Below are 23,559 nucleotides of genomic sequence, written 5' to 3'. Positions count from 1 at the left end.
ACGACTACCGGTGTCATTACCCGCTAGCGCCGCGATTGGCTAGGGCTCGCTTGCACGCTATGCACTTGCCCATGAAGAAAAGCGCGCAGGCGACAATCAACGACGTAGCGCGACTGGCGGGGGTCTCCAAGAAAACCGTCAGCCGCGTGATCAACCGCTCCCCTCTTCTCAACGAGGAGACGCGCGAGCGGGTGGAGAAAGTGATCGCCGAGATCGGTTACGTTCCCAATCCGCAGGCGCGCGCGCTGGCGCTGCGCCGCAACTTCCTGATCGGGCTGATCCACGACAACCCCAACCCGCATATGGTGCTCAACGTCCAGCAGGGACTGCTCGAAGTCCTTCGCGACACCGAGTTCGAGCTGATCGTCCACCCGGTCGACCGCGGATCGCCGACGATGCTCGACGATATCCGCCGCTTCCTCGAGCGCCAGCGCCCGTACGGCGTGATGATCCTGCCGCCGATCAGCGAGAATGATTCGCTCGCGGCGCTGTGTCAGGAAATCGGCGCGCGCTATGTCCGCATGGGCTCCGCCTCGTTCGACGATCCCGAGCATATGGTCGCGTCGAACGACCGCGAAGTGGTGCGCGGCGCCGTCGCGCATCTGGTCGAGAACGGGCACAAGCGCATCGGCCTCGTCCTTGGCCCGCACGGCTTCCGTTCGGCACATGAGCGCAGCCAGGGTTACGAGGCCGCGCTGGACGACGCCGACATCCCGATCCAGCGCACGTTGATCGCGCAGGGCGACTATACGTTCGAATCGGGCATGCGCGCCGCCGAGCGCCTGCTCGACCTCTCCCCGCGCCCGACCGCGGTGTTCTGTTCCAACGATGCGATGGCGGCGGGCGTGCTCCACACCGCCCGCCAGCGCGGGCTGGACGTACCGCGCGACCTGTCGATCGTCGGCTTCGACGACACCTCGATCGCGTCGTACCTCTGGCCGCCGCTGACCACGGTGCGCTGGCCGATCGCGACGATGGCGCGCGCGGCGGCGCTCAAGCTGATCGGCGATGGCGAGGATGAGGAGAGCGGGGAATCGCTGTTTGTCTCGACACTCATCCGCAGGGCTTCGGTGGCGCCGCCGGGAGAGTGAGGGGCGGTCGCACAGCGCCCACTCAAAAGCGGATAACCAACTTCTGGACAGCCCGACCAAGTTATTGTGGTGACTATGGATGTCTTGGATCGCGACGTTTTCCCATTTCCGGGAGAAACTACCCGTGTTGTAGTCCCGTGAAGTCAACTGTTAACGATCAAACAGCAGAATCTTTTCGCGCTTTACGCGCCGATTTCACCATTCTACCTTTAGGAGGGGATTGGGGGAATTACCATGCGTAACGCTATTTTCGCCATATTTATGGTGGTTAGTCTAATGGCACTTTGCGCCGACCGCGCTAACGCTCAAGAAAGTAACCAATCATTTTCGGAGCCGCAGTTACCGTCCGAGGTGACGACAGCATTGGCCAGCACACCGACACGGCGTGGTATTTTCCCCGTATCGGGCCTGGTCAGGGTGCCGGATAGAATCCTCAAGGTGGACGAGCTTGTTTTTCAGCCGGGATCGCGCCTGGAGATCACAAATGCCGAGGGCTGGGTGGCGGTCGTCGCGCAGCGAATTCGCTTCGTGAATCCGGGTGAGACAGTCACGATAACTAGGAGCGGTTTTGACACGGCCGGTGCGACAGGGTCAACCGGCACCCTTGGCGGCAATGGCGCCAGAGGGGACCACTCGGGAGGAAATGGATTTCCGGGACGGGCAGGAGGCCCGGGTGGACCAGGCGGAGCGGCGCCGGGCTCACCCCACATCTATATCTATGCTGGTTCCGTCGCGGTAACTGGCGTCAGCGGTCCCCTGTCACTAGCCAATTTGCGTCTGGACTTTCGCGGCAGCGCGGGGGGGGAAGGCGGCGCCGGGGGGAAAGGCGGCATCGGCGGAGACGGCCGGGGCGGTCGCGATTCGAGGTCCAATGCGTTTCACTGCACGCGAGGAGCGAGGGACGGAGGAGACGGCGGTCGAGGTGGGTCAGGAGGCAGGGGTGGACCGGGCGGAGCGGGCGCAAACGGTTCGGATATTACGATAATTGCAACCCGGGAAAACGCCGATATCCTGACGTCCGCCGTAATTGTCGCGTCGGCAGGTGCCGGCGGTCAACCCGGTAAAGGTGGTGCGGGTGGCAATGGCGGCGACGGGGGGTCCGGAGGGGATGGCAGCACGCATTGCAGCGGCGCTGACGACGGCGGCCGTGGTTCTCGAGGCACCCAAGGGGGCGCCGGGGCGGCCGGACAACCGGGCCGGGCGGGGACGATCGTCGTCGTGCCAATATCATCAGCACCATCCTTTCTCGTCGATTGAGGTCGATGCGACCCCGCATGAGCGCATCTCACAGGGCAATCCCGAGCCCAGGAAGCTTCCAAAAGGCGGCCCCCTAGAAGCAGCCTGTCGAGACTTTGGTTGAAATTCGACCTGACACCGGTTACCGGGGTTGGACACACCATGTGAGAGGAATGTGAAAGTGCGTCCCCTGGCACTCGATCCCGACCGGCTGTTTCCGGCCGATCCCACCACCCGCAGTATCGCGCGCGCGCTGTACAAGGAGATCGCCGGTCTCCCGATCGTGTCGCCGCACGGCCATACCGATCCGGCATGGTTCGCGACCGACGATGCGTGGGAAAATGCGACCGAGCTGTTCCTTGCGCCCGATCACTATGTCTTCCGCATGCTCTATTCACAGGGCATCGATCTCGACGCACTGCGCGTGCCGCGGATCGATGGCGTGCCGGCCACCGATCCGCGCGCGGCGTGGCGGCTGTTCGCGAGCAACTATCACCTGTTCCGCGGCACGCCGTCGCGCATGTGGCTCGACCATGTCTTTGCCGAGGTGTTCGGGATCGACCGGCTACTCGATGCCTCCACCGCCGATCACTATTACAACACGATCAACGCCGCGCTGGCGTCGCCCGGTTATCGCCCGCGCGCGCTGTTCGAGCGGTTCAAGATCGACTTCCTCGCCACCACCGAGGGCGCCGACGATCCGCTCGAGCATCATGCCGCGATCCGCAAGTCGGGCTGGCAGGGCCGGGTCGTCACGACCTATCGCCCGGATTCGGTGATCGACGTCGAGCATGAGGCGTTCAAGGGCGCGCTCGAGGCATTCGCGAACCTGACCGGTGAGGATGTGCATAGCTGGAAGGGCTATCTCGCCGCGCATCGCAAGCGCCGCGCCGACTTCCGCGTCGCCGGCGCGACAGCGACCGACCACGGCTTTGCCACCGCGCAGACCGCGAACCTCTCCGCCGCCGAGAGCGAGGCGCTGTTTGGGCGCATCGTCGGCGGCAAATGGGACGCGGCCGATGCCGAGCTGTTCCGTGCGCAGATGCTCACCGAGATGGCGAAGATGAGCGTCGAGGACGGCATGACGATGCAGATCCATCCCGGATCGTGCCGCAACCACAACGCGAAGCTGTTTCACAGCCATGGCCGCGACAAGGGCGCCGATATCCCGACGCGCACCGATTATGTCCATGCGCTGAAGCCGATGCTCGACGTGGTGGGCAACGAGCCCGATCTGACGGTGATCCTCTTCACCCTCGACGAGAGCACCTATGCGCGCGAGCTGGCGCCGCTGGCGGGGCATTATCCGTGCCTGCGGCTGGGGCCGAGCTGGTGGTTCCATGACTCGCCGGAGGGGATGCGCCGCTTCCGCGAGATGACCACGGAGACGGCGGGCTTCTACAACACCGTCGGGTTCAACGACGATACGCGCGCCTTCTTCTCCATCCCCGCGCGGCACGATGTCGCGCGCCGGGTCGATTGCGCCTTCCTCGCCCGCCTCGTCGCCGAAGGGCGGATGCAGGATTGGGAAGCCGCCGAACTCGCTTACGAGCTGACCAACGGCCTCGTCCGCAAGGCGTATAAGCTCGACCAGCCCCTTACCGCCGCCAAGGCGGCCTGAACCCCATTTCATCCGGAGCCACATGATGTTCGATCGCACCTATTACGCCACCCATCCCGACATGATGGAGTGCGTCTCCAACGACGAGCTGCGCGACCGCTATCTGATCCAGGGCCTGTTCCGTGAGGGTGAGGTCGTGCTCAACTACACCCATGCCGACCGTTTCGTGATCGGCGGCGTCGCGGTGGGCGCCGCGCCGGTCAAGCTGCCCGCGCAGGAAGAGCCGGCCTCGGCCAAGGGCCACCCCTTCCTTGAGCGCCGCGAGATGGCGGTGGTCAATGTCGGCAGCGTCGAAGGCACGATCACCGTCGACGGCGAGAGCTTCACGCTCGGCAACAAGGACTGCCTCTACGTCACGATGGGCGCGAAGGACGTCGAGTTCAGCGGCACCGGCGCGCGCTTCTACATCGCATCGTGCCCGGCGCATCAGGGCTTCGCGACGCGCAAGCTGTCGATCGCCGACGCCAATGCACTCGAGCGCGGCAGCCTCGCGGAATCGAACGAGCGCACGATCTTCCAGCTCGTCATCCCCGGCGTGTGCGACAGCGCGCAGCTGGTGATGGGCCTGACGGTGCTCAAGCCCGGCAGCGTGTGGAACACCATGCCCCCGCACATTCACGAGCGCCGCAGCGAGATCTATTTCTACTTCGAGCTCGACAATCTCGACAGCGATCGTGTGATGCACTTCATGGGCGAGGGCGAGGCGACCCGTCACATCGTGATGCAGAATGAGGAGGCGGTGATCAGCCCGCCCTGGTCGATCCATATGGGCGCGGGCACCAAGGCCTATGCCTTCATCTGGGCGATGGCTGGCGAGAATCAGGACTATACCGACATGAACGTCCTCGACATCTGCCAGCTGGCGTAATCGGCATGACCAGCCCCTTCGACCTCAGCGGCAAGGTCGCCATCGTCACCGGCGCCAACACCGGCATCGGGCAGGGCATCGCCCTCGCCCTTGCCGCGGCGGGCGCCGATGTCGCGCTGGTCGGCCGCTCGGCAGCGACCGAGACCGCGGAGAAGATCCGCGCGCTTGGCCGCAAGGCGGAGATCGTCAGCGCCGACCTCTCGACGATCGAGCCGGTCGGCCGCGTGATCGACGAGACGGTGGAAAAGCTCGGTCGCGTCGACATCCTCGTCAACAATGCCGGCATCATCCGCCGCAACGACGCGGTCGACTTCACCGAAGAAGACTGGGACGCGGTGATCGACACCAACCTCAAGTCGGTGTTCTTCCTGTCGCAGGCGGCCGCACGGCGCATGATCGCGCAGGGCGAGGGCGGCAAGATCATCAACATCGCCTCGATGCTGAGCTTCCAGGGCGGCTTCCGCGTGCCGAGCTACACCGCGGCCAAGTCCGGCGTCGCGGGCCTGACCAAGGCGATGGCGACCGAATGGGCTGCGCACGGCATCTGCACCAATGCGATCGCGCCGGGCTATATCGCCACCAACAACACCGCCGCGCTGCAGGCGGACGAAACGCGCAACCGCCAGATCATGGAGCGCATCCCCGCTGGCCGCTGGGGTTCTCCGCAAGATATGGGCGGTGCCGCGGTTTTCCTCGCGTCGCGCGCATCCGACTATGTGCAGGGCCACATCCTCGCGGTAGACGGCGGCTGGCTGGCGCGCTGATCGCCGGCATCAACGAGGAGACATCATGGCCGGCCGTATCGTCTGTTTCGGGGAATTGCTGCTCCGCCTGACCGCTCCGGGACGCGAGCTGCTGATGCAGACGCCGCGGCTCAACGTCGTGGTCGGCGGCGCGGAGGCCAATGTCGGCATCGGCCTCGCCAATCTCGGCCATGCGGTCTCGATGGTCAGCGCGGTGCCCGACAATGCGCTCGGCCGTGCCGCGGTGCAGTTCGTGCGCTCGCAGGGCGCCGACACCAGCGGCGTGCAATATCGCGACGGCCGCATGGGCCTTTATTTCCTGACTCAGGGCGCCGGGCTGCGCGCGTCGGACATCGTCTATGACCGCGCGGATTCGGCCTTCGCCAACGCGCCGGCCGACGCGTTCGACTGGAAGACGCTGCTGAGCGGCGCGACGATGCTGCATCTGTCAGGCATCACCCCCGCGCTTGGGCCCGCGACCGCACAGGCGGCGCTTCACGCCGCGCGTGCCGCCAAGGAACTCGGCGTCGCGATCAGCTTCGACGGCAATTACCGCGCGCGCCTGTGGGAAGCGTGGGACAGCGATCCGCGCGCCGTGCTGACCGAGCTGGTCAGCCTTGCCGACACGATGTTCGGCAACCATCGCGACGTCTCGCTGCTGCTCGGCAAGCAATTCTCCGGCGACGGCGCCGACCGCCGCCGCGAGGCCGCCGAAGCCGCTTTCGCCGCCTTCCCGAACCTCAAGCGCATTGCCTCGACTGCGCGCCATGTCGACGATGCCGACCGCCATCGCATCGCCGCGCGTGTCGACACCCCCGAGCGCGGCTACCAGACCGACGACGTCGTGGTCGCCGGGATCATCGACCGCATCGGCGGCGGCGACGCCTATGCCGCAGGCATCCTGCACGGCGTGCTGTCGGGTCAGGACCTCGAAGGCACCGTCGCCTCGGGCCTCGCGCTCACCTGCCTCAAACACTCGCTGCCGGGTGACGCGAGCCTGTTCCGTCAGGCCGATATCGACGCCTTCCTCGAAGGCGGACTGGACGTTCGTCGGTGATGGACCGGCGGACGCTGCTGGGGGCGAGCGCGGCATTGGCCGCTCTGCCCTCCGCCGCGTTCACCCCGACCGATCCGCTCGCGACCGGCACCACCGGCCGCTGGCAGGGCAAGCGCGACGGCGCGGTTCAGGCGTTCCTCGGCATCCGCTACGGCAACGACACCAGCCGCACCCGCTTCCGTCCTGCCAAGGCGCCCGAAGCGTCCCGCGACACGCTGACTGCAACCAGCTTCGCCGCGAGCTGTCCACAGACCGGCCGCGCCACCAATCAGCGTGAGGATTGCCTGTTCCTCAACGTCTGGACGCCCGGCGCGAGCCCGCACGCGCGCCGTCCGGTGATGGTCTATTTCCATGGCGGGGCTTACTCGAACGGCAGTGTGATCGAGCCGCAGGTATTCGGGGCGACGCTCGCCGAGAAGGGCGATGTCGTCGTCGTCACCGTCAACCACCGGCTCAACGCGCTCGGCTATCTCTATCTCGCGCGGCTCGACCCGCGCTTCCCCGACAGCGGCAACAATGGCCAGCTCGACCTGATCCTCGCGCTCCAATGGGTCCGCGACAATATCGCCGGCTTTGGCGGCGATCCGAACCGCGTGATGGTGTTCGGCCAGTCGGGCGGCGGCGCCAAGATCGCGACCCTGATGGGGATGCCGGCGGCAAAGGGCCTGTTCCACCGCGCCGCGACCATGTCCGGCCAGCAGGTCACCGCGAGCGGGCCATTGAATGCCACCCGCCGCGCGCAGGCGTTGCTCGACCGGCTCAAGGCCAAACCCGGCGATCTCGCCGACATGGCCGTCGAGAAGCTGATCGACGGCCTGCGCGCCGAAGACCCGATCCTCGGCGGCGGAGTCTATATGGGTCCGGTGCTCGACATGAAGTGGCTCACCCGCCACCCCTTCTGGCCCGACGCCAACCCGCTGGGCAATTCCATCCCGCTGATCCTCGGCAACACCCGCGACGAAACCCGCGCGTTCGACGATCCCAAATCGGAGCTGGTCCGAACGCTCGACTGGAGCAACCTCGCCGAGCGCATCGCACCCCGTTTGCGCATCGACGCGCACCCCGAATGGGTGGTCGCGGAGTATCGCAGGCAGTTTCCGGGCTGGACCCCGGCCGAAATCTTCTACGCCGCGACCACCGCCGGCCGCAGCTGGCGCGGGCAGGTGATCGAGGCGGAGGAACGCGCCAAAGCCGGCATCCCCGCCTGGGTCTATCAGCTCGACTTCACCTCGCCGCTCGAGCCCGAGCGCGGCGCGGCTCACACGCACGACATTCCGCTGGTGTTCGGCACGATCGGTGCTGAGGGGACGGTGTCCGGCACCGGCCCCGCGGCTCAGGCAGCCTCGGCCACGATGATGCGCGCCTTCGTCAACCTCGCGGCGAAGGGCGACCCCAATGGCGCTGGCGTGCCTTCATGGCCGAAGCACACCGTGCCCCAGCGCCAGACGATGTTGTTCGATGCGAAGAGCCGAGTGACGAACGATCCGCGCAAATGGCAACGCGAATTGTTCTCTCGCATCCCCTATATCCAGCCGGGGACCTGAACCTCACCCGTGGGTGAGCGCACCGCGAAGCCGCTGCACCTGATCGTTGAGCGCGATCATCTCCTCGACCTTGAGGCCGGAATTTTCGAGCAGTGCATCGGTGAGGCATGAAGCCTCACGGCGCAGCCCCTTGCCCTTGGCCGTCATGAACACGTTCACCTGGCGTTCGTCCGCCGGATTGCGCTGACGCGACACGAACCCGGCTGCCTCGAGCCGCTTCATCAGCGGTGTGATCGTGCTCGGCTCGAGCGCGAGCCGGTCGGCGATCGCCGAGATCGTCTGTCCGTCCTTCTCCCACAAGGTGCTCAGCACGAGATACTGAGGATAGGTCACGCCAAGCGAATCGAGCATCGGCTTGTAAAGCCGGTTGATCGCGATCGTGGTCGAATAGAGCGAAAAGCAGAGCTGCGCATCGAGCGGCAGCGGGTCGCCGGGGGTCTGGGTCACGAGGGTCCTCACTTTCGAATCAATCCCTTATCACAAAAATACATATCGCGATAATTTAATACTGGACAAGGCCGGCCACGTAGATGTAGCCATTGTTTATCGCGATAAGCAATATCGCAGCAAGTGAATGGAAGGAGATCGATCATGAACACGAACAAGCTTCTCGCCGCCGCTGCCTCGCTCGCCCTAGGTGCAGCTCCCGCCATCGCTCAGGACAAGACCGGAGAACCGGTCAAGTCGGTGGTCCTCGTCCATGGCGGCTTCGTCGACGGCTCGGGCTGGATGGACGTCTACAAGATCCTCAAAAAGGACGGGTACAAGGTGACGATCGTCCAGAACCCGACGCTCTCGTTGGAGGATGACGTCGCGGTCACCAAGCGCGCGATCGCCGCCGCCGACGGCAAGGTTATCCTGGTCGGCCACAGCTATGGCGGCGTGGTCGTCTCCGAAGCAGGCACCGATCCCAAGGTTGCCGGCGTGGTCTACATCGCCGCCTTCGCGCCGGACAAGGGCGAGTCGGTATCGAGCCTGATCGCCACCCCCGTGCCTGGCGCACCGGTGCCGCCGATCCTGCCCCCCAAGGACGGCTTCCTGTTCCTCGACAGCGTCAAGTTCGCGGCCTCATTCGCCGCCGATGTCCGCCCCGATCTCGCGGCGTTCATGGCGGACTCACAGGTTCCCTGGGGCGTCGGCGCGCTCGACGGCAAGGTGAGCACCCCGGCGTGGCGAGTGAAGCCGAGCTGGTATCTGGTGGCGAGCGAGGACAAGATGATCCCGCCCGCAGCCCAGCGCCAGATGGCCGCGCGCGCCGGGGCCAAGGTCGAGGAAGTCGCGGCCAGCCACGCGCTCTACGTCTCCAAGCCCGTCGCCGTCGCCGCGATCATCGAGAAGGCGGCGCGAGGCACCGACTAAGCCCCTTCCACTGCGCTCAACCAGGGCGCCGGGTGTCGGACAGACGCCCGGCGCCTTGCCGTTTCACCAATGCCGGGCACGGCTGGTAATGTTGGATTTCGCCTGCTCTATCCTGTCAGATGCAGGCTCGACGCGCCCTCCCTGTCTTCGTCTCCGAACAACCGCGGTCGGGCTCTCGCGCGCGTATAGGGCGTGACCTTTGCGACTTTTGGAACGCCCGATATGGCGTTTCCGCCCTACTCTCGCGACTGCGCCTCATACCCGGCGAGCCGTGCCGGCGAATTATACTCCTTCGCCACCCCCACCACATAGTCGCGGAACTCGGCGGCGGTCTTGAGGACCTCGCCCTCGCTCCATCCGGCGGCGAGCATATATTCGTATTTGCCATCGGCGCGCTCGGGGAAGCGGAACACCTCGTTGCCCTGCTGCTGCGCGACCGAGACATGTTTCGCGCGATAGCTGTCCTTCACCACCAGCCCGATCCCGGCATAGGCGACGGTCAGCGCATTCTGGGTCGAGTCGGTGTCGTCCGGGTTGCGGATCGCCTCGGGCGCCGTGGTCACGACCACGCCGCGCTCCCGAAGCCCGAGCGTCTCGCCCGCCTTCTTGCGGATGCCCGCGGCGAATTCGACGCCCTTGCCGCCCGGCTTCCACTCACTGAACCGCACCTTCGCCGTTGCGTAGTTATGCCCCGCATAAGCGGTGTAGATCTGCTCAAGCGCGTAGCGGCCCTTGCCGGTGTTCCAGTTTATCGTCTTGATCCGCACCATCGAACGCAGCGGACCATTCACGATCACCTCGAACGCATAGCGCGTGTCCCTGAGCTGGTTGGTGTTCCATCGCTCCGCCGCGTCGGCAGTGGGCGAGAAGCGCGGGCGCGAGACATGATCGCTACCCGGCGTCTCGAACAGCCCGATGCCGCCGCCGCCGAAACTGTCATCGACCGACATGATGTCCGACCCGTATGCCGGATCGACATAGGCCACGGCATAGCCGTCCCAGTTCTGCGTCAGGATCTGCGGCGCGACGAGGATGTTCCTGCGCTTGCCGTACACGTCGGCGCTGTCGGGGAACCACAGCTTCCACCCGACATTGCCCGATTCCCAGAAGGGCACCATGTGCCGCGAATAGCTGCCGATCGCCGCCGCCGCGCCGTGCGGATTCCAGCCGCGCTGGTGGAAACCGAGATAGAGATAATAGGTCCGCGTCTCGCGCGGCTTGAGGTCGGCCTGAAAGAACAGCTCGTCCCACACCCCGTCCTTGTCGAGATCGTCCATCTGCAGGTCGAGCTGGCGCCCATTCGCTTCCTCGCGAATGCCGTGCGGACCCATCACCGCCAGCTGCGCCGCTGTAGGCACCGGGCGCGGCGTGCCCTTGGGATCGACCAGCGTCACCGTCAGCTCGTGCATCCCGGCCAGCTCGGGGATCTGCGCCGGAGTGATCACAACCGGCGTCGCGCGCACGGGCTGGTCGAGCGGGTTGGCGATACGGATCGCGATACGGCGAACCGGCTTGAAGTCTTCGCGGACGTACCACGGATCGCTGGATGGAGCGGCTGTTGCCTGAGCTGGAAGGGCGCCGGCCAATGCCAGCAACGATACGCAAACGACCCGCCCGGGCATGCCACCTCCTTATGTCATGTGGCGCTCCGGAGCGCGCCTATTAGTGTGATCATATGATCTATATAGGTGCCTGTCGAGATGCCGATCGGGCCGTTCTCGACGTCGAAGGGCGAGGTGTCGGTGATGTCGCCGACATCGGTCGAACGGAAATCGCCCGGCGCGACAGTCTTCGATCCCGGGCCGGTGTAGGGATGGCTCATCGCCTTGAGCTGGGTCGGCCACCACCCCTCGGCATTGAGCGATCCGACCAGCGCCCTCGCGTCCTTGCCGCCGGAGACATTCTTGTCCGATCCCGGCTCGACCGCGGCAAGCCAGTATTTGGCAAGCGGCTGGCGCCCCTTCAGCAGCGGCGACTCCTTCGACGCGACCCCGCCCGGAATCGCCTTGAGCGCCTCATAGTCCTGCCGCAGCTTGGCGGTATCGATCGAGCGGCGGGCGTTATAGTGGCCGATCGTGTGCTCGGGGTCATAGTCGGCATAATATTCGCCGTTCACGACGTTCGATCCGCGGCGATGCACCCAGAGCGGCTTGTTGGTACCGATCTCGACAAAAGTCGGGAATTGCCGCCCGCCCTTCTGCAAGTCGGCGGGCAGCCGCACGCTCTCCAGCCAGTCGAGCGCTGCGGGGATCGGTGCCAGATACTTCGCATCGCCGGTCAGGCGGTAGAAGTTCATCAGCTGCTCGATGTTCGACGCGGTGGTGTGCGTCACCAGCGCTTTGGGCTCATAGGTGCGTGCGCCCGCGGGCTTGAGGTCCATCGTGTGCTGCAAGCCCCAGCCCGCCTGCGGCATGGGTTGCTGGGTCTTGAGGTAGATGTCCATCGCGCGCCGGATCGCGGGCAGGATGCGCGGATCGCCGATCGCCTGATGATAGGTCAGCAGCACGTCGATATTGTCGTGGATCACCCCGTCGTTGAAGGTGATCAGGCCGGTATAGTCGGGGTGCCCGTGCAGCCCGCCATCGGGGACGCGTGGCCAACGCTGGGGCCAGCCGCCATTGGGCAGCTGGCTCGCGAAGATGAAATTGATCGCCTTGTCGAGCCCGGCCTTGAACCGCGTCTCGCGCTTTTCGGCATAGATGCGGATCAGCAGTCGGATCGCTTCGCCGGTACCCTGATCGTCGAAGGTCGCGTTGCCCCAATGGTGCTGGAATTCCTCCATGCGCCACGCGTTCTTGCCGATCGTGTCGTACCAGCGCTTGGTCGAGGCCGGGCCGCCGAAGTCGATGAAATAGCCCCAGCCGCCCTTGGGCAATTGCCCGGCGATCAGCGCCTCTGCCGCCTTGGCCGCGGCCTGATAATAGTAATCGTCGCCGGTGGCGCTGTAGGCGTCGAGATAGAGGTGCCCCATGGTCGCGGTGCCGGGTGGCTGCACCCACACCATCGTCTTGTACGCTTCGATCTCGCCCCACACCCGCGACCGGTCGGGAAGGTAGGACCAGAGATAGCCGCCGCGATAGGCCAGTTTCTCGACCATGAAGCGCGTCGCCCGCTTCATCGTTTCCGCCACCTCGCCCTTCGACACGGTCTGCGACAACGCCGTGCCGGGAGTGAGCGCGAGCGTCGCCGACGCGGCGAGCAGGGTGCGGCGTGAGATCATTTCTGGGGAACCTTCTCGAGCGGATAGCTGATGATGAGGACGAGCGGCGCGGCGCCGGTCTGGCGGATGCCGACCTGCGCCCCGGTGTAGAGATAGGCGGTCATGCCGGGCTTGAGTTTAGCGGTGGCGCCATCAGAGACGACCTCACCCTCGCCGGAGACCACGGCATAGACTTCGTCATGATCGATCGGGTGGACGCCGATCGCCGAGCCGGGGTGAAGCGCGCGCTTGCGATATTCCATCATCCGGCCGGGTACGCCGTCGGTGATGCGCCATGCGGTGCTCATCCCGATCTTGCCGTGCGGGGTGGGTTCGTCGCGCTGCTTCGCAGCCTCGTCGATCACCACCATCGGTCGCGCGCCACGGCCGATCGTCCAGTCGAGCCCGCCCATCACGTGACCGACAATGCGCGGATCGGACCACGCCTCGGGCGTGTGGCCGAGCGCGGTGTAGAACACCCGCCCGCCCTCGAAGTCATGCGCCCACGCGATCGGGCGCGGGTTCGCCCCCTTCTCGCCGATCGACGCGGGGTCGAGCAGCAGCAGCGGGCGCAGCCGTGGGTCGAGGTCGTCGAACCAATACCATTCGTCGACCGCTTCGAACGACATAGGCAGGTCGCGGATCGACGGGTGATCCAGCTCGGCCCGGGTCAGCGCGCCCTTCGGCGTCCCCTCGGGATGCCGGGCAAAGCGCGCGCCGATCATCCGGCCATACCAGTCCCAGCCATAATGCGAATCCGCCGCACCGTGGATGCCGACGATTCCACCACCCCCGCGCACGAACGCCTGCAGCGCGTCGCGCCGGGCACCGGTCAGCCATTCGCTCGCCGGGTCCTTGGGCCTGGTCGTCGTGCTGACCAGCACGATCGCCTTGAACCCCTTGAGCCTGGCGGCGTCATCGAACAGCGCCGGGTCTTCGCTCGCCGAAACGGCATAGCCTCGCGTCTTCGCCGCCGTCGTGATCGCCGCGATCGCCGGTTCGATCGAAGCGTGGCGGAACCCCGTGGTGTGGCTGAAAATCAGCACCGCTGGCGGAGGCGGCGCAGCGGCGCCGAGCAGCAGCGAGCCCAGAATCAGCAGAATCATGCGCATTCCGGCATTCCTCTCTCACCGCCGATCGGGAACGGCACCCCGTAATCGTGCTTCGAAGCGCCTTCTTGACACGGGCGCCGTTCGCGAACAATGTGCCAATGACACCGGTTTCTCAAGCAGAAAATTGCCGGTGCGAGACCGCGAAAAGCGGCGAAAACGGGAGGATCACGCGGATTCGGTCACGAATCGCGGCAAAGCACCCCTCCCGAACGTCAATTTTGCCCGTTGCCTCACGGTAGCGGGCGCTGAAAAGCCACCGGTGTCATCTGACACCGATTGAGAGGGGAAGTTTCATGCGCGTCATTCTACGCCGCCGGGAGGCGCGGCTGCTCGCCGCCGCCTCGGCCTTTGTTATCGCTACCGCCGCTCAGGCGCAGGACACGCAGTCCGCCGGGTCAGCGACCGAGGAAACCGAAGAGGTCGTCGTCTCGGGCTTCCGCGCCTCGCTCGACGCCGCGCTTAGCGTGAAGCGCGATTCGGTCGCCGCGGTCGATGCCATCGTCGCCGAGGACATCGCCAAATTCCCCGACCAGAACCTGGCCGAATCGCTTCAGCGCATCCCCGGCATCGCGATCCAGCGCGATGGTGGCGAGGGCCGCTCGATCACCGTACGCGGCCTGCCCTCGCAATTCACCCGCGTCCGCGTGAATGGGCTCGAGACGATCACCACTTCGTCCGACGGCGCTGCAGCCAATCGCGATCGCGCGTTTGACTTCAACGTCTTCGCGTCCGAGCTGTTCAGCTCGATCGTCGTCCACAAGACCGCATCGGCAGACCTTGATGAAGGCTCGCTCGGCGCGGTGGTCGATCTCAACACCGGCAATCCGCTCAAGGGCAAAGACGGCCTGACCTTCGCCATCTCGGGACAGGGCAGCTACAACGACCTGTCCGATACCTGGGGGCCGCGCGTGGCCGGCCTGCTAAGCTGGAAGTCGCCCGACGGCACGATCGGCGCATCGGTCTCTGCCGCATACCAGAAGACCAGGACACAGGAGATCGGCAACAACACCGTACGCTGGGCTCAGGCACGCTTCGACGCGGTCGACGGCGTCAATTGCTGGACCACGCAGAACAGCGGCGGCACCTATGTTCCGAGCACCGCGTGCGACCGCGCCGCGACCTCGTTCCATCCGCGCATCCCGCGCTATGGCGAGATCACCCATTCGCGCGAACGGCTCGGCCTGACCGGCAGTATCCAGTGGTCGCCATCGGACGCAACCAAGGTCTCGATCGACGGCCTCTATTCCAAGTTCAAGGCCGACCGCCGCGAGAAATGGGGCGAGGTGCTGCTGCGCTCGAACGAGCGTTCGATCAACGTCGTCAATCCGGTCTACGACAGCAGCAACAACATGATCGCGGCCACGCTCAACGACGCGTGGGTGCGGACCGAGCATTTCTTCCGCAAGAGCCAGACCGAATTCTATCAGATCGGCGGCAGCTGGGATCAGGATGTCTCCGACAGCTTCCGCTTCACCTTGCTGGGCGGTTATTCGAAGTCGGATGCCTCGGTGCCCGTCGAGACCACGGTGGTGTTCGACGACCGCGACGCGCAGGGCTACAGCTACGACTATCGCGATCCGATGTTCCCGACGCTGACCTTCGGGACCAGTGTCACCAACCCCGCCAACTTCCAGCTTGCCGAGATCCGCGACCGGCCATCGGATGTGGTCAACCAGTTCAAGACCGCGCAGCTGCGTACCGAATGGGACGTGACCGAAGGCCTCACCGTCAAGGTCGGCGGCGTATGGCGGCGGTACGACTATGACATCACCGCCTTCACGCGCGACACCGCGGTTTGCGGCAATGGCGGCGTCGATCTGGTGCTGGGCACGACCACCTGTTCCGCCTCGTCGGCATTCGGTCCAACGGCGATTTACGGCTTCCCGGTGACATCGGCGCTGTCGGAGGTCTTCAACCTGCACGGCGCCGACTCCCCCGCGGGAACCACGACATCGTGGCTGATCCCGAACCTGGATGCGACGACGGCGTTCACCAACCTCTATGGTCGCACCGCGCGTCTCGATGTCGGCAACAATCGCGGCGTGCGCGAAGAGACCAAGGGAGTCTATCTCCAGTTCGACGCCAAGGGCAATCTGCTCGGCCTCGACTATGCGCTCAACGCGGGCATCCGCTATGTGAAGACCGACCAGTCCTCCTACGGCATCAACAGCAATGTCGTCGTGACGGTGAAGCGCGACTATGAGGACTGGCTGCCCTCGTTCAACCTCGCGCTCTACCCCGCAAAGAACGTCATCATCCGCGGCGCCATCGCCAAGGTGCTGACCCGTCCGGCGCTCGGCAACCTGACTCCAGGGGGCACCGCCGACGGCTTCAACTATCGCATCACCAGCGGGAACCCGTTCCTCGAACCGTTCCGCGCGACCAATTTCGACGTGGCGCTCGAATGGTATTTCGCGCCCCAGTCGATCGTCTCGGTCGGGTTGTTCAAGAAGGACATCGCCAGCTTCCCGGTGGCGATCACTCGGACCGGTACTTTCACCGAGACCGGGCTTTCGCCATCGGTGCTGGTGCCCTCCTCTCCAGCCGCGCTCAACCCGGCGCAACTGTCGCAGCCGATCTGGACGATCTCGACCACCGGCAACGGTACCGGTGCATCGGTCAAGGGAGTTGAGGTCGCGATCCAGGCGCCCTTCAAGTTCCTGCCCGGCTTCCTGTCGAACTTCGGCGGGATCGTGAACGCCACCTTCATCGACTCGAACGCGATCTATACCCAACAGGGTCCCGCGACGACGCCGGGCGGCGCCCTGCCCTCGGCACCGTATGACTCAACGCTCTATGGCCTGTCCAAGCGCCAGTACAACGCGACCCTCTATTATGAGGACAGCAAGTTCAGCGCGCGCGCATCGGTCAGCTACCGCGGCCCCTTCACGGATGCCGGCTCGGCGACTGGCAATATCTTCGAGGGCTATGAGGCGATCACCAATGTCGATGCCTCGGTTCGCTACAAACTGACCGACCAGCTCGAGCTGTCGATCGAAGGCACCAACCTCACCGATGCGTATCGCGAGCGCTGGAATGACGTGAACACGCGCCGCAATTACGAGAACAATCATTTCGGCCGCACCATCCTGGTCGGCGCCCGGTTCAAGATGTGACCGAGAGAGGGGGTATCGACGGCCGGGATGCAGGGACACCCCGGCAACCCGGCCGCCGTACTTTCCTTGCGGCTGCGGGCGGCGGGGCGGTGTTCGCTTCCGCCGCCTTCGGCCAGACTGCGCCGCCGGCCACCGGAAAGCCGGGGCCGGCACGCGCGCCCGACCCGACCGAGACCATCGACCTGTGGCCGAGCGGCGCCCCGGGCATGCCCACCACGCCACCGGTCGAAACCGTCGTCGAACGCAGCACCGATCCGAATTTGGCCGACCGCGCGGTGACCGGCGTCGTGCGCCCACGCATGGCCGTATTCCGCCCCGCGCGGCCCAACGGCGCCGCGGTGATGATTGCGCCGGGCGGCGGCTACACCCGCATCGTCGTCGACAAGGAAGGCTATGAGCTCGGCCGCTGGTTGTCGGCGCATGGCTTCACCGTCTTCGTCCTCTTCTACCGCCTGCCCGGCGAAGGCTGGGCCGCGGGACCCAATGTCGCACTGTCCGACGCGCAGCGCGCGATGCGGCTGATCCGCCACCGCGCCCGTGATTATGGCATCGATCCCGAGCGCATCGCCGCGATGGGCTTTTCCGCGGGCGGGCACCTCTGCGCCGACCTGCTCACCCGCTTCGCCGTCCGCACCTACGCCCCCGTCGATGCCGCCGATGCGCTGTCCGCACGTCCAATTGCCGCCGCCCCGATCTATCCGGTGGTCAGCATGATCGCGCCCGAAGCGCATCCCGGATCGCGCGAGAAGCTCGTCGGCAAGAACGCGCTCCCCGCATTGGAACGTGCGCATTCACCGCACCTCAACGTCCCCACCGACGCCCCGCCCGTCTTCCTGCTTCATGCTGAGGACGATGCGACGGTCCCGGTCGAGAACGCCATCCTCCTGCGCGCAGCGCTGCGCGCGAAAGGGATTCCGGTCGAAACGCACCTGTTCGCGCGCGGCGGTCATGGCTTCGGGCTGCGCGGCACCCCGGGCAAGCCGGTCGCGGCCTGGCCCGACCTGTTCGTCGAATGGGCCCGGGGCCTCCTCATCTGACCGTTATGCAATTAAGGATCGCAGGATGCGTCTGAACCGCCGCGACATCATGGGCGCCGCCTTTGCTGGTAGCGCTACCGCCCTCAGCCCGGCCGCCGCTGCGCGTGCGGCGACGGCGAAGCAACCTGCGCCCGACTGGAAGCGCGGCTTCGACAATCAGCGCATTCCCGATCTGGGCGACGGGCGTTTCCTCAACCCGCTGATGGCGGGAGACCATCCCGATCCGACGATTCTCAAGGACGGGAAGGACTATTACATGACCTTCTCGACCTTCGATTCCTATCCGGGTCTGGTCATCTGGCACTCGCGCGACCTGATCAACTGGCGCCCGATCACCGCCGCGCTGACCACCAATATCGGCACGGTCTGGGCACCCGAGCTGTGCAAGCACAAGGGCCGCTTCTATCTCTACATCCCGACCAAGAACCCGACGACCAGCTGGGTGATCTGGGCCGACCGGATCGAGGGGCCGTGGAGCGAACCGGTCGATCTGAAGCTCCCCGACCATATCGATCCCGGCCATGCCGTGGGCGAGGACGGGTCGCGCTGGCTGTTCTTGTCGGGCGGCGACCGCGTGCGTCTGTCCGAAGACGGCCTCAGCCGCATCGGCGAACCCGAACATGTTTATGATCCGTGGCGCTACCCGAGCGACTGGGTAGTCGAGGGATTCGCGCCCGAGGGTCCCAAGATCACCCGCCACAATGGCTGGTTCTACATGATCACCGCCGTGGGTGGCACCGCGGGGCCGCCGACCGGCCATATGGTGATCGTCGCGCGCTCGCGGTCGATCCACGGACCATGGGAGAATTGCCCGCATAACCCGCTGGTGCGCACCACCTCGCTCGACGAAAAATGGTGGTCGCGCGGTCATGCGACTTTGGTCGAAGGGCCGGACGGCGGCTGGTGGGCGGTCTATCACGGCTTCGAGAACGGATACTGGACGCTCGGGCGACAGGCACTGCTCGACCCGGTCGAATGGACCGCCGATGGCTGGTTCCGGATGAAGGGCGACGACCTTTCCCAGCCGATCGCCAAGCCCAAAGGCGGGGAGAAGGCCGGGCCGCACGGCATGGCACTGTCGGACGATTTCACGACACTCGCCCTCGGCACCAAATGGAATTTCTTCAAGCCCGCCGCCGATGAGCGCAGCCGCACCCGGGTCGAGAACGGATCGCTGATACTCAAGGGCCGCGGTGTCGCGCCGTCGACCTCTTCTCCGCTGCTGCTGATCGCCGGCGACACAGCCTATCGCTTCGAATGCGATATCGAGATCGCGCCGGGCGGCACCGCCGGACTGATCCTCTTCTATGACGAGAAGCTCTATTGCGGTCTCGGCTTCGACGAGAAGCGCTTCGTCACCCACCAATACGGCATCGAGCGCGGCCGCCCCGCTAATCCGCACGGGCGCAGGATGCGGATGCGCGTCACCAACAACCGCCATATCGTCACCTTCGACACGTCGAGCGACGGCGGAAAGACGTGGGCGCGCTTCGACCGCGGGATGGAGGTGTCGGGTTACCACCACAATGTCCGCGGCGGTTTCCTGATGCTCCGCCCCGGCCTCTATTCGGCGGGCGAAGGTGAGGCAAAGTTTACCGACTTCAGATTCGAGGCACTGGCCTGAACGCCGGAGCGACGGTGACTCAGACCACCGCCGGCAGCCGGTCGAGGAACTTGTCGAGCGTGACCGGATAGTTACGCACGCGCACGCCGGTCGCGTTGTAGACCGCGTTTGCGACCGCCGCCGCGACCCCGCAAATGCCCAGCTCGCCCACGCCCTTGGCCTTCATCGGCGAGGCGAGCGGATCGACCTCGTCTAGGAAGATGCATTCCTGATGCGGGATGTCGGCATGCACCGGCACTTCGTATCCGGCGAGGTCGTGGTTGACGAAGAAGCCGAAGCGCTTGTCGACCGCCAGCTCCTCCATGATCGCGCCGCCCGCCGCCATCGTCATCGCGCCGATCACCTGGCTGCGCGCCGTCTTGGGGTTGAGGATGCGCCCGGCGGCGCACACCGCGAGCATGCGGCGAATGCGGATCTCGCCGGTATAGGCATGCACCGCCGCCTCGACGAAATGGCCGGCAAAGGTCGATTGCTGGTAGCGGCGGCCAAGATCGCCGAACTCGATCGCATCCTCGACCACCAGCTCGCCGTCCCGCGCCGCGTCGCCCAGCGCAACGCTGCGCTTGCCAGCGCGGACCTTGCCCCCGCTGAAGGTCGCCGCCGCGGGATCGAGACCGAGCTTCTTTGCGACGGTCTCGCGCAGCTTGTTGCACGCCGCGAAGACACCCGAGGTCGAACTCGCCGCACCCCATTGCCCGCCCGATCCAGCCGCGACCGGAAAGGTGGAATCGCCCAGCCGGACCTCGACCCGGTCGAGCGGCACGCCCATCATCTCCGCCGCGGTCTGCGCGATGATCGTGTAACTGCCGGTGCCAATATCGGTCATGTCGGTCTCGACCACGATGCGCCCGTCCGCGCTCAGCCGCACGCGCGCGCCCGACTTCATCGTCGGCGCGTTACGGAAGCCCGCGGCGACGCCCATCCCGACCAGCCACATGCCGTCACGACGGCTTGCGGGCTTCATCGGCCGGTTGGCCCAGCCGAATTTCTCCGCACCCAGCTTCAGGCATTCGACGAGCTGGCGCTGCGAGAAGGGCTTGGGCGGGTTCTCCGGCACCACCTGCGTGTCGTTGAGAATGCGGAACGCGACCGGGTCCATGCCCAGTTTCTCGGCGATCTCGTCGATCGCGACCTCGAGTGCCATCATCCCCGGTGCCTCGCCCGGCGCACGCATGGCATTGCCCTCGGGCAGGTCGAGCACCGCGAGGCGGCACTGGAGCATGCGGTTCTCACCGGCATAGAGGAACCGCGTCTGCTGCACGCCGTTCTCGATCCCGCCGCCGGGCAGGTCGCCCGACCAGTTCTCATGCCCGATCGCGGTGATCTTGCCATCCTTGCCTGCGCCGATGCGGATGCGCTGGATCGTCGCCGGGCGATGCGGGGTGTTGTTGAACATCAGCGGACGTTGCAGCGCGACCTTGACCGGTCGCCCGGCCTGTTTCGCACCGAGCGCGGCGAGGACCGCGTCGGCGCGGACGAACAGCTTCCCGCCGAACCCGCCGCCGATATAGGGCGAGATCAGCCGCACCTTCTCACGCGGGATGCCGAGCGTGCGCGCGACATCGCCCCTGCCCCAGTTGATCATCTGGTTCGACGTCCACAAGGTCAGCTGGTCGCCCTCCCATGCCGCGATCGTCGCGTGCGGCTCCATCATCGCATGCGCCTGATCGGGGGTGTGATAGGTCGCATCGATCGTCACCGGTGCCGAGGCGAAGGCCGCGTCGAAATCGCCGACCTTGAGGTCCGCCTGTTCGCGGCTGGGCTGAGCGCGATCCTTCTCGGCGTGGAGGTCGAACGCGCCCTTGCCGCGGGTGTAATCGACCCGCACCAGCGCGGCGGCGGCGCGTGCCTGCTCGAAGGTTTCGGCGACGACCAGCGCGACGGCCTGATGATAGTGCTGGACCTCCGGCCCGCCGAGCAGAAGCGCGGTGTTGAAATTGCCCTTCTCGAGCTTGCCGGCATTCTCCGCCGTCACGATGGCGAGCACGCCGGGCGCGGCCTTCGCTTCGGCCAGGTTCATGCTCGCGATGCGCCCCTTGGCGATCGCCGACCCCACGACAAAACCATAGGCAGCGTTGGGCGCGGGCTGCTCATAGGCATAGGGCGCGGTGCCCGTGGTCTTGAGCGGACCTTCGATCCGGTCGGCGGGCTTGCCCACCACCTTGAGCTGATCGATCGGGTTCGCGCCTGCGGGGGTGTCGAACTTCATGATTTCGCTCCCGCCAGCACCGCGCCGAGCGTGCGCTCGACCAGCGTCACCTTGAACGCATTGTCCGGCCTGGGCTGCGCGCCGGCCATCAGGATCTCGGTCACCGCTTTGGCGCCCTGCGCCAGCGCGCGCTCGGCCGCCTCGACCCGCCACGGCTTCGGCGCGACCCCGCCAACCGCAACGCGTCCGCTGCCGTCGCGCTGCACGACCGCCGCCACCGAAACCAGCGCGAAGGCATAGGACGCGCGGTCGCGTACCTTGTGATAGACATGGGTGCCGCCGATCGGCGCCGGCAGGGTCACCGCCGTGATCAGTTCACCCGGCTCGAGCGCCGTCTCGATATGCGGCGTGTCGCCGGGCAGAACGTGAAAGTTGGCCAGCGGCGTCGTGCGTGCGCTCCCATCAGGCTTCACGCTCTCCACCGTCGCGTCGAGCGCGCGCATGGCCACCGCCATGTCGCTGGGGTGCGTCGCGATGCAGGCGTCGCTGATCCCGATCACCCCAAGCGGGCGGCTGAACCCGCCGATCGCGGCACAGCCGGTTCCTGGCTTGCGCTTGTTGCACGGCTGGTGCGTGTCATAGAAATAAGGGCAGCGCGTCCGCTGGAGCAGATTGCCCGCGGTCGTCGCCTTATTGCGCAATTGCCCTGACGCGCCAGCGAGCAAAGCGCGGCTTAGTACCGCATAGTCCTTGCGCACGCGCTTGTCGGCGGCGAGGTCGGTGTTGCGGACCAGCGCGCCGATACGCAACCCGCCTTCCGGCGTCGCCTCGATGCGATCGAGCCCGACGCCGTTGACGTCGATCAGGTGCGCCGGCGTCTCGATCTGAAGCTTCATCAGGTCGAGCAAATTGGTGCCGCCCGCAATGAACCGCGATCCTTGTGTCCGCGCAGCCGCCGCCGCGGCCTCGGCCGGGCTGCTCACCCGCTCATAAGTGAAGGGCTTCATGCGCGCCTCCCGGCGACTTCGGTCATCGCATCGAGGATGTTGGAATAGGCGCCGCAGCGGCACAGGTTGCCGCTCATCCGCTCACGCATCTCGTCGTTGGTCGCACGCGGCCGCGCGTCGAGATCGGCCGTCGCATGGCTCGGGATACCCGCGCGGATCTCGTCGAGCACCGCCACCGCCGAGCAGATCTGGCCCGGAGTGCAATAGCCGCATTGATAGCCATCATGCTTGACGAAGGCGGCCTGCATCGGATGCAGCTTGCCGGGCTGGCCCAGTCCTTCGATCGTCGTCACCTGATCACCCTCGTGCATCACCGCAAGGGTCAGGCACGAATTGATCCGCCGCCCATCGACGATCACGGTGCACGCGCCGCACTGGCCGTGGTCGCAACCCTTCTTGGTGCCGTTGAGATGCAAATGCTCGCGCAGCGCATCGAGCAAGGTTGTGCGTGGATCGAGGTCCAGTTCGCGCTTCGCACCGTTGACGGTCATGGCGACCTTCATCGTCGCGGACGCCGGTTGCGGTGTCCCCGCCTGCGCCTCAGTCACCGGCACTGCAGCCGCGGCCGCGCAGACGCTGCCGCCCACCAAAACGCCGCGCCTCGTGACACTCGTCGTGTCGCTGCCCATCACGCGCCTCCATCCGTGACGAACCCCCGCACGAGCGAAAGGTTCACGCCGCCATTTTGCGTGGCGAGGATAGGACGCGTTGGAGAAGGCTGCCAGCCCTATCCTGTCCACGATCAAGGGACTTCGACGAACGCAAAACGGCCCGGGGCGACGAGGCACCCCGGGCC

At 66.0% G+C, this 23,559-nt stretch carries 17 protein-coding genes and 1 pseudogene; 10 read left to right on the top strand and 8 right to left on the bottom strand.

Going from position 1 to position 23,559, the window contains the following annotated elements:
• Nucleotides 1–71 precede the first annotated feature (71 nt).
• From AC07NK_RS05400 to AC07NK_RS05375, 6 genes are all read left to right on the top strand, one after another.
• Nucleotides 72–1,091 (top strand): LacI family DNA-binding transcriptional regulator, encoded by a 1,020-nt coding sequence (locus tag AC07NK_RS05400; RefSeq protein WP_495169529.1) that lies wholly within the window; start codon nt 72–74, stop codon nt 1,089–1,091.
• Between the two features lie 1,417 nt (nt 1,092–2,508).
• Entirely contained in the window at nt 2,509–3,948 is a 1,440-nt protein-coding gene (uxaC, locus tag AC07NK_RS05395) for a glucuronate isomerase (RefSeq protein ID WP_495169528.1), read from the top strand.
• A gap of 25 nt (nt 3,949–3,973) precedes the next feature.
• Nucleotides 3,974–4,816, top strand: a complete 843-nt coding sequence (kduI, locus tag AC07NK_RS05390) for a 5-dehydro-4-deoxy-D-glucuronate isomerase (protein ID WP_495169527.1) — start codon at nt 3,974–3,976, stop codon at nt 4,814–4,816.
• 5 nt (nt 4,817–4,821) lie between these two features.
• Complete coding sequence (kduD, locus tag AC07NK_RS05385) at nt 4,822–5,580, top strand: 2-dehydro-3-deoxy-D-gluconate 5-dehydrogenase KduD (protein ID WP_495169526.1); 759 nt, start codon at nt 4,822–4,824, stop codon at nt 5,578–5,580.
• A 25-nt stretch (nt 5,581–5,605) separates the two neighbouring features.
• Entirely contained in the window at nt 5,606–6,616 is a 1,011-nt protein-coding gene (locus tag AC07NK_RS05380; RefSeq protein ID WP_495169525.1) for a PfkB family carbohydrate kinase, read from the top strand.
• Nucleotides 6,616–8,160, top strand: coding sequence for a carboxylesterase/lipase family protein (locus tag AC07NK_RS05375; protein ID WP_495169524.1), 1,545 nt, complete (start codon nt 6,616–6,618; stop codon nt 8,158–8,160). Before AC07NK_RS05380 ends, AC07NK_RS05375 begins: the two co-directional genes overlap by 1 nt.
• A gap of 3 nt (nt 8,161–8,163) precedes the next feature.
• Here the strand turns inward: AC07NK_RS05375 and AC07NK_RS05370 are convergent, their stop codons facing one another.
• On the bottom strand, nt 8,164–8,607 hold the full coding sequence (locus tag AC07NK_RS05370) for a MarR family winged helix-turn-helix transcriptional regulator (RefSeq protein WP_495169523.1): 444 nt from the start codon (nt 8,605–8,607) through the stop codon (nt 8,164–8,166).
• A gap of 144 nt (nt 8,608–8,751) precedes the next feature.
• On the opposite strand from AC07NK_RS05370, the gene AC07NK_RS05365 reads away from it, so the two are divergent.
• Nucleotides 8,752–9,519 carry an alpha/beta hydrolase gene (locus AC07NK_RS05365; protein ID WP_495169522.1) on the top strand — a complete coding sequence of 256 codons (768 nt, stop codon included), beginning with the start codon at nt 8,752–8,754 and terminating at the stop codon, nt 9,517–9,519.
• A gap of 236 nt (nt 9,520–9,755) precedes the next feature.
• Here AC07NK_RS05365 and AC07NK_RS05360 read toward each other — a convergent pair whose 3' ends face one another.
• From AC07NK_RS05360 to AC07NK_RS05345, 4 genes and pseudogenes are all read right to left on the bottom strand, one after another.
• Nucleotides 9,756–11,141 carry a DUF4861 family protein gene (locus AC07NK_RS05360; protein ID WP_495169521.1) on the bottom strand — a complete coding sequence of 462 codons (1,386 nt, stop codon included), beginning with the start codon at nt 11,139–11,141 and terminating at the stop codon, nt 9,756–9,758.
• Between the two features lie 14 nt (nt 11,142–11,155).
• A complete protein-coding gene (locus AC07NK_RS05355) occupies nt 11,156–12,739 on the bottom strand; it encodes a pectate lyase (protein WP_495169520.1) in 1,584 nt (527 codons plus the stop codon).
• On the bottom strand, nt 12,736–13,131 hold the full coding sequence (locus tag AC07NK_RS05350) for a cupin domain-containing protein (RefSeq protein WP_495169638.1): 396 nt from the start codon (nt 13,129–13,131) through the stop codon (nt 12,736–12,738). The genes AC07NK_RS05355 and AC07NK_RS05350 overlap by 4 nt, the downstream gene beginning before the upstream one ends.
• A pseudogene (locus tag AC07NK_RS05345) lies at nt 13,123–13,824 on the bottom strand (ThuA domain-containing protein); the annotation flags it as partial. The pseudogene AC07NK_RS05345 and the gene AC07NK_RS05350, both read right to left, overlap by 9 nt.
• A gap of 299 nt (nt 13,825–14,123) precedes the next feature.
• Here AC07NK_RS05345 and AC07NK_RS05340 point away from each other — a divergent pair.
• The 3 genes from AC07NK_RS05340 to AC07NK_RS05330 all read left to right on the top strand — a co-directional run bounded on the left by AC07NK_RS05340 (nt 14,124) and on the right by AC07NK_RS05330 (nt 19,607).
• Entirely contained in the window at nt 14,124–16,946 is a 2,823-nt protein-coding gene (locus AC07NK_RS05340; protein ID WP_495169519.1) for a TonB-dependent receptor, read from the top strand.
• 89 nt (nt 16,947–17,035) lie between these two features.
• Entirely contained in the window at nt 17,036–17,983 is a 948-nt protein-coding gene (locus AC07NK_RS05335; protein ID WP_495169518.1) for an alpha/beta hydrolase, read from the top strand.
• Nucleotides 17,984–18,008: 25 nt separating this feature from the next.
• Nucleotides 18,009–19,607 carry a family 43 glycosylhydrolase gene (locus AC07NK_RS05330; protein ID WP_495169517.1) on the top strand — a complete coding sequence of 533 codons (1,599 nt, stop codon included), beginning with the start codon at nt 18,009–18,011 and terminating at the stop codon, nt 19,605–19,607.
• Between the two features lie 19 nt (nt 19,608–19,626).
• Here AC07NK_RS05330 and paoC read toward each other — a convergent pair whose 3' ends face one another.
• The 3 genes from paoC to paoA are packed head-to-tail and all read right to left on the bottom strand — an operon-like array spanning nt 19,627 to nt 23,392.
• Nucleotides 19,627–21,816 (bottom strand): aldehyde oxidoreductase molybdenum-binding subunit PaoC, encoded by a 2,190-nt coding sequence (paoC, locus tag AC07NK_RS05325; RefSeq protein WP_495169516.1) that lies wholly within the window; start codon nt 21,814–21,816, stop codon nt 19,627–19,629.
• Nucleotides 21,813–22,763, bottom strand: coding sequence for an FAD binding domain-containing protein (locus AC07NK_RS05320; RefSeq protein WP_495169515.1), 951 nt, complete (start codon nt 22,761–22,763; stop codon nt 21,813–21,815). The genes paoC and AC07NK_RS05320 overlap by 4 nt, the downstream gene beginning before the upstream one ends.
• The gene (gene paoA, locus AC07NK_RS05315; protein ID WP_495169514.1) at nt 22,760–23,392 is read right to left on the bottom strand and encodes an aldehyde dehydrogenase iron-sulfur subunit PaoA; all 633 of its coding nucleotides are present in this window, start codon (nt 23,390–23,392) and stop codon (nt 22,760–22,762) included. The genes AC07NK_RS05320 and paoA overlap by 4 nt, the downstream gene beginning before the upstream one ends.
• Between the last annotated feature and the right edge of the window lie 167 nt (nt 23,393–23,559).

The organism is Sphingomonas sp. GW821-FHT09B04 (assembly GCF_059418285.1).
The sequence above is the reverse complement of the archived record's forward strand: the minus strand, read 5'-3'. Positions and strand labels throughout refer to the sequence as shown.

Bases quoted from the DNA above. Each gene is read 5' to 3' on its own strand.
- AC07NK_RS05355 (WP_495169520.1), bottom strand. From the start codon at position 12,739: ATGATCTCACGCCGCACCCTGCTCGCCGCGTCGGCGACGCTCGCGCTC.
- kduD (WP_495169526.1), top strand. From the start codon at position 4,822: ATGACCAGCCCCTTCGACCTCAGCGGCAAGGTCGCCATCGTCACCGGC.
- AC07NK_RS05380 (WP_495169525.1), top strand. From the start codon at position 5,606: ATGGCCGGCCGTATCGTCTGTTTCGGGGAATTGCTGCTCCGCCTGACC.
- AC07NK_RS05330 (WP_495169517.1), top strand. From the start codon at position 18,009: ATGCGTCTGAACCGCCGCGACATCATGGGCGCCGCCTTTGCTGGTAGC.
- AC07NK_RS05400 (WP_495169529.1), top strand. From the start codon at position 72: ATGAAGAAAAGCGCGCAGGCGACAATCAACGACGTAGCGCGACTGGCG.
- paoC (WP_495169516.1), bottom strand. From the start codon at position 21,816: ATGAAGTTCGACACCCCCGCAGGCGCGAACCCGATCGATCAGCTCAAG.
- AC07NK_RS05340 (WP_495169519.1), top strand. From the start codon at position 14,124: ATGCGCGTCATTCTACGCCGCCGGGAGGCGCGGCTGCTCGCCGCCGCC.
- AC07NK_RS05350 (WP_495169638.1), bottom strand. From the start codon at position 13,131: ATGGGCGGGCTCGACTGGACGATCGGCCGTGGCGCGCGACCGATGGTG.
- AC07NK_RS05320 (WP_495169515.1), bottom strand. From the start codon at position 22,763: ATGAAGCCCTTCACTTATGAGCGGGTGAGCAGCCCGGCCGAGGCCGCG.
- AC07NK_RS05365 (WP_495169522.1), top strand. From the start codon at position 8,752: ATGAACACGAACAAGCTTCTCGCCGCCGCTGCCTCGCTCGCCCTAGGT.
- AC07NK_RS05360 (WP_495169521.1), bottom strand. From the start codon at position 11,141: ATGCCCGGGCGGGTCGTTTGCGTATCGTTGCTGGCATTGGCCGGCGCC.
- kduI (WP_495169527.1), top strand. From the start codon at position 3,974: ATGTTCGATCGCACCTATTACGCCACCCATCCCGACATGATGGAGTGC.
- paoA (WP_495169514.1), bottom strand. From the start codon at position 23,392: ATGGGCAGCGACACGACGAGTGTCACGAGGCGCGGCGTTTTGGTGGGC.
- AC07NK_RS05375 (WP_495169524.1), top strand. From the start codon at position 6,616: ATGGACCGGCGGACGCTGCTGGGGGCGAGCGCGGCATTGGCCGCTCTG.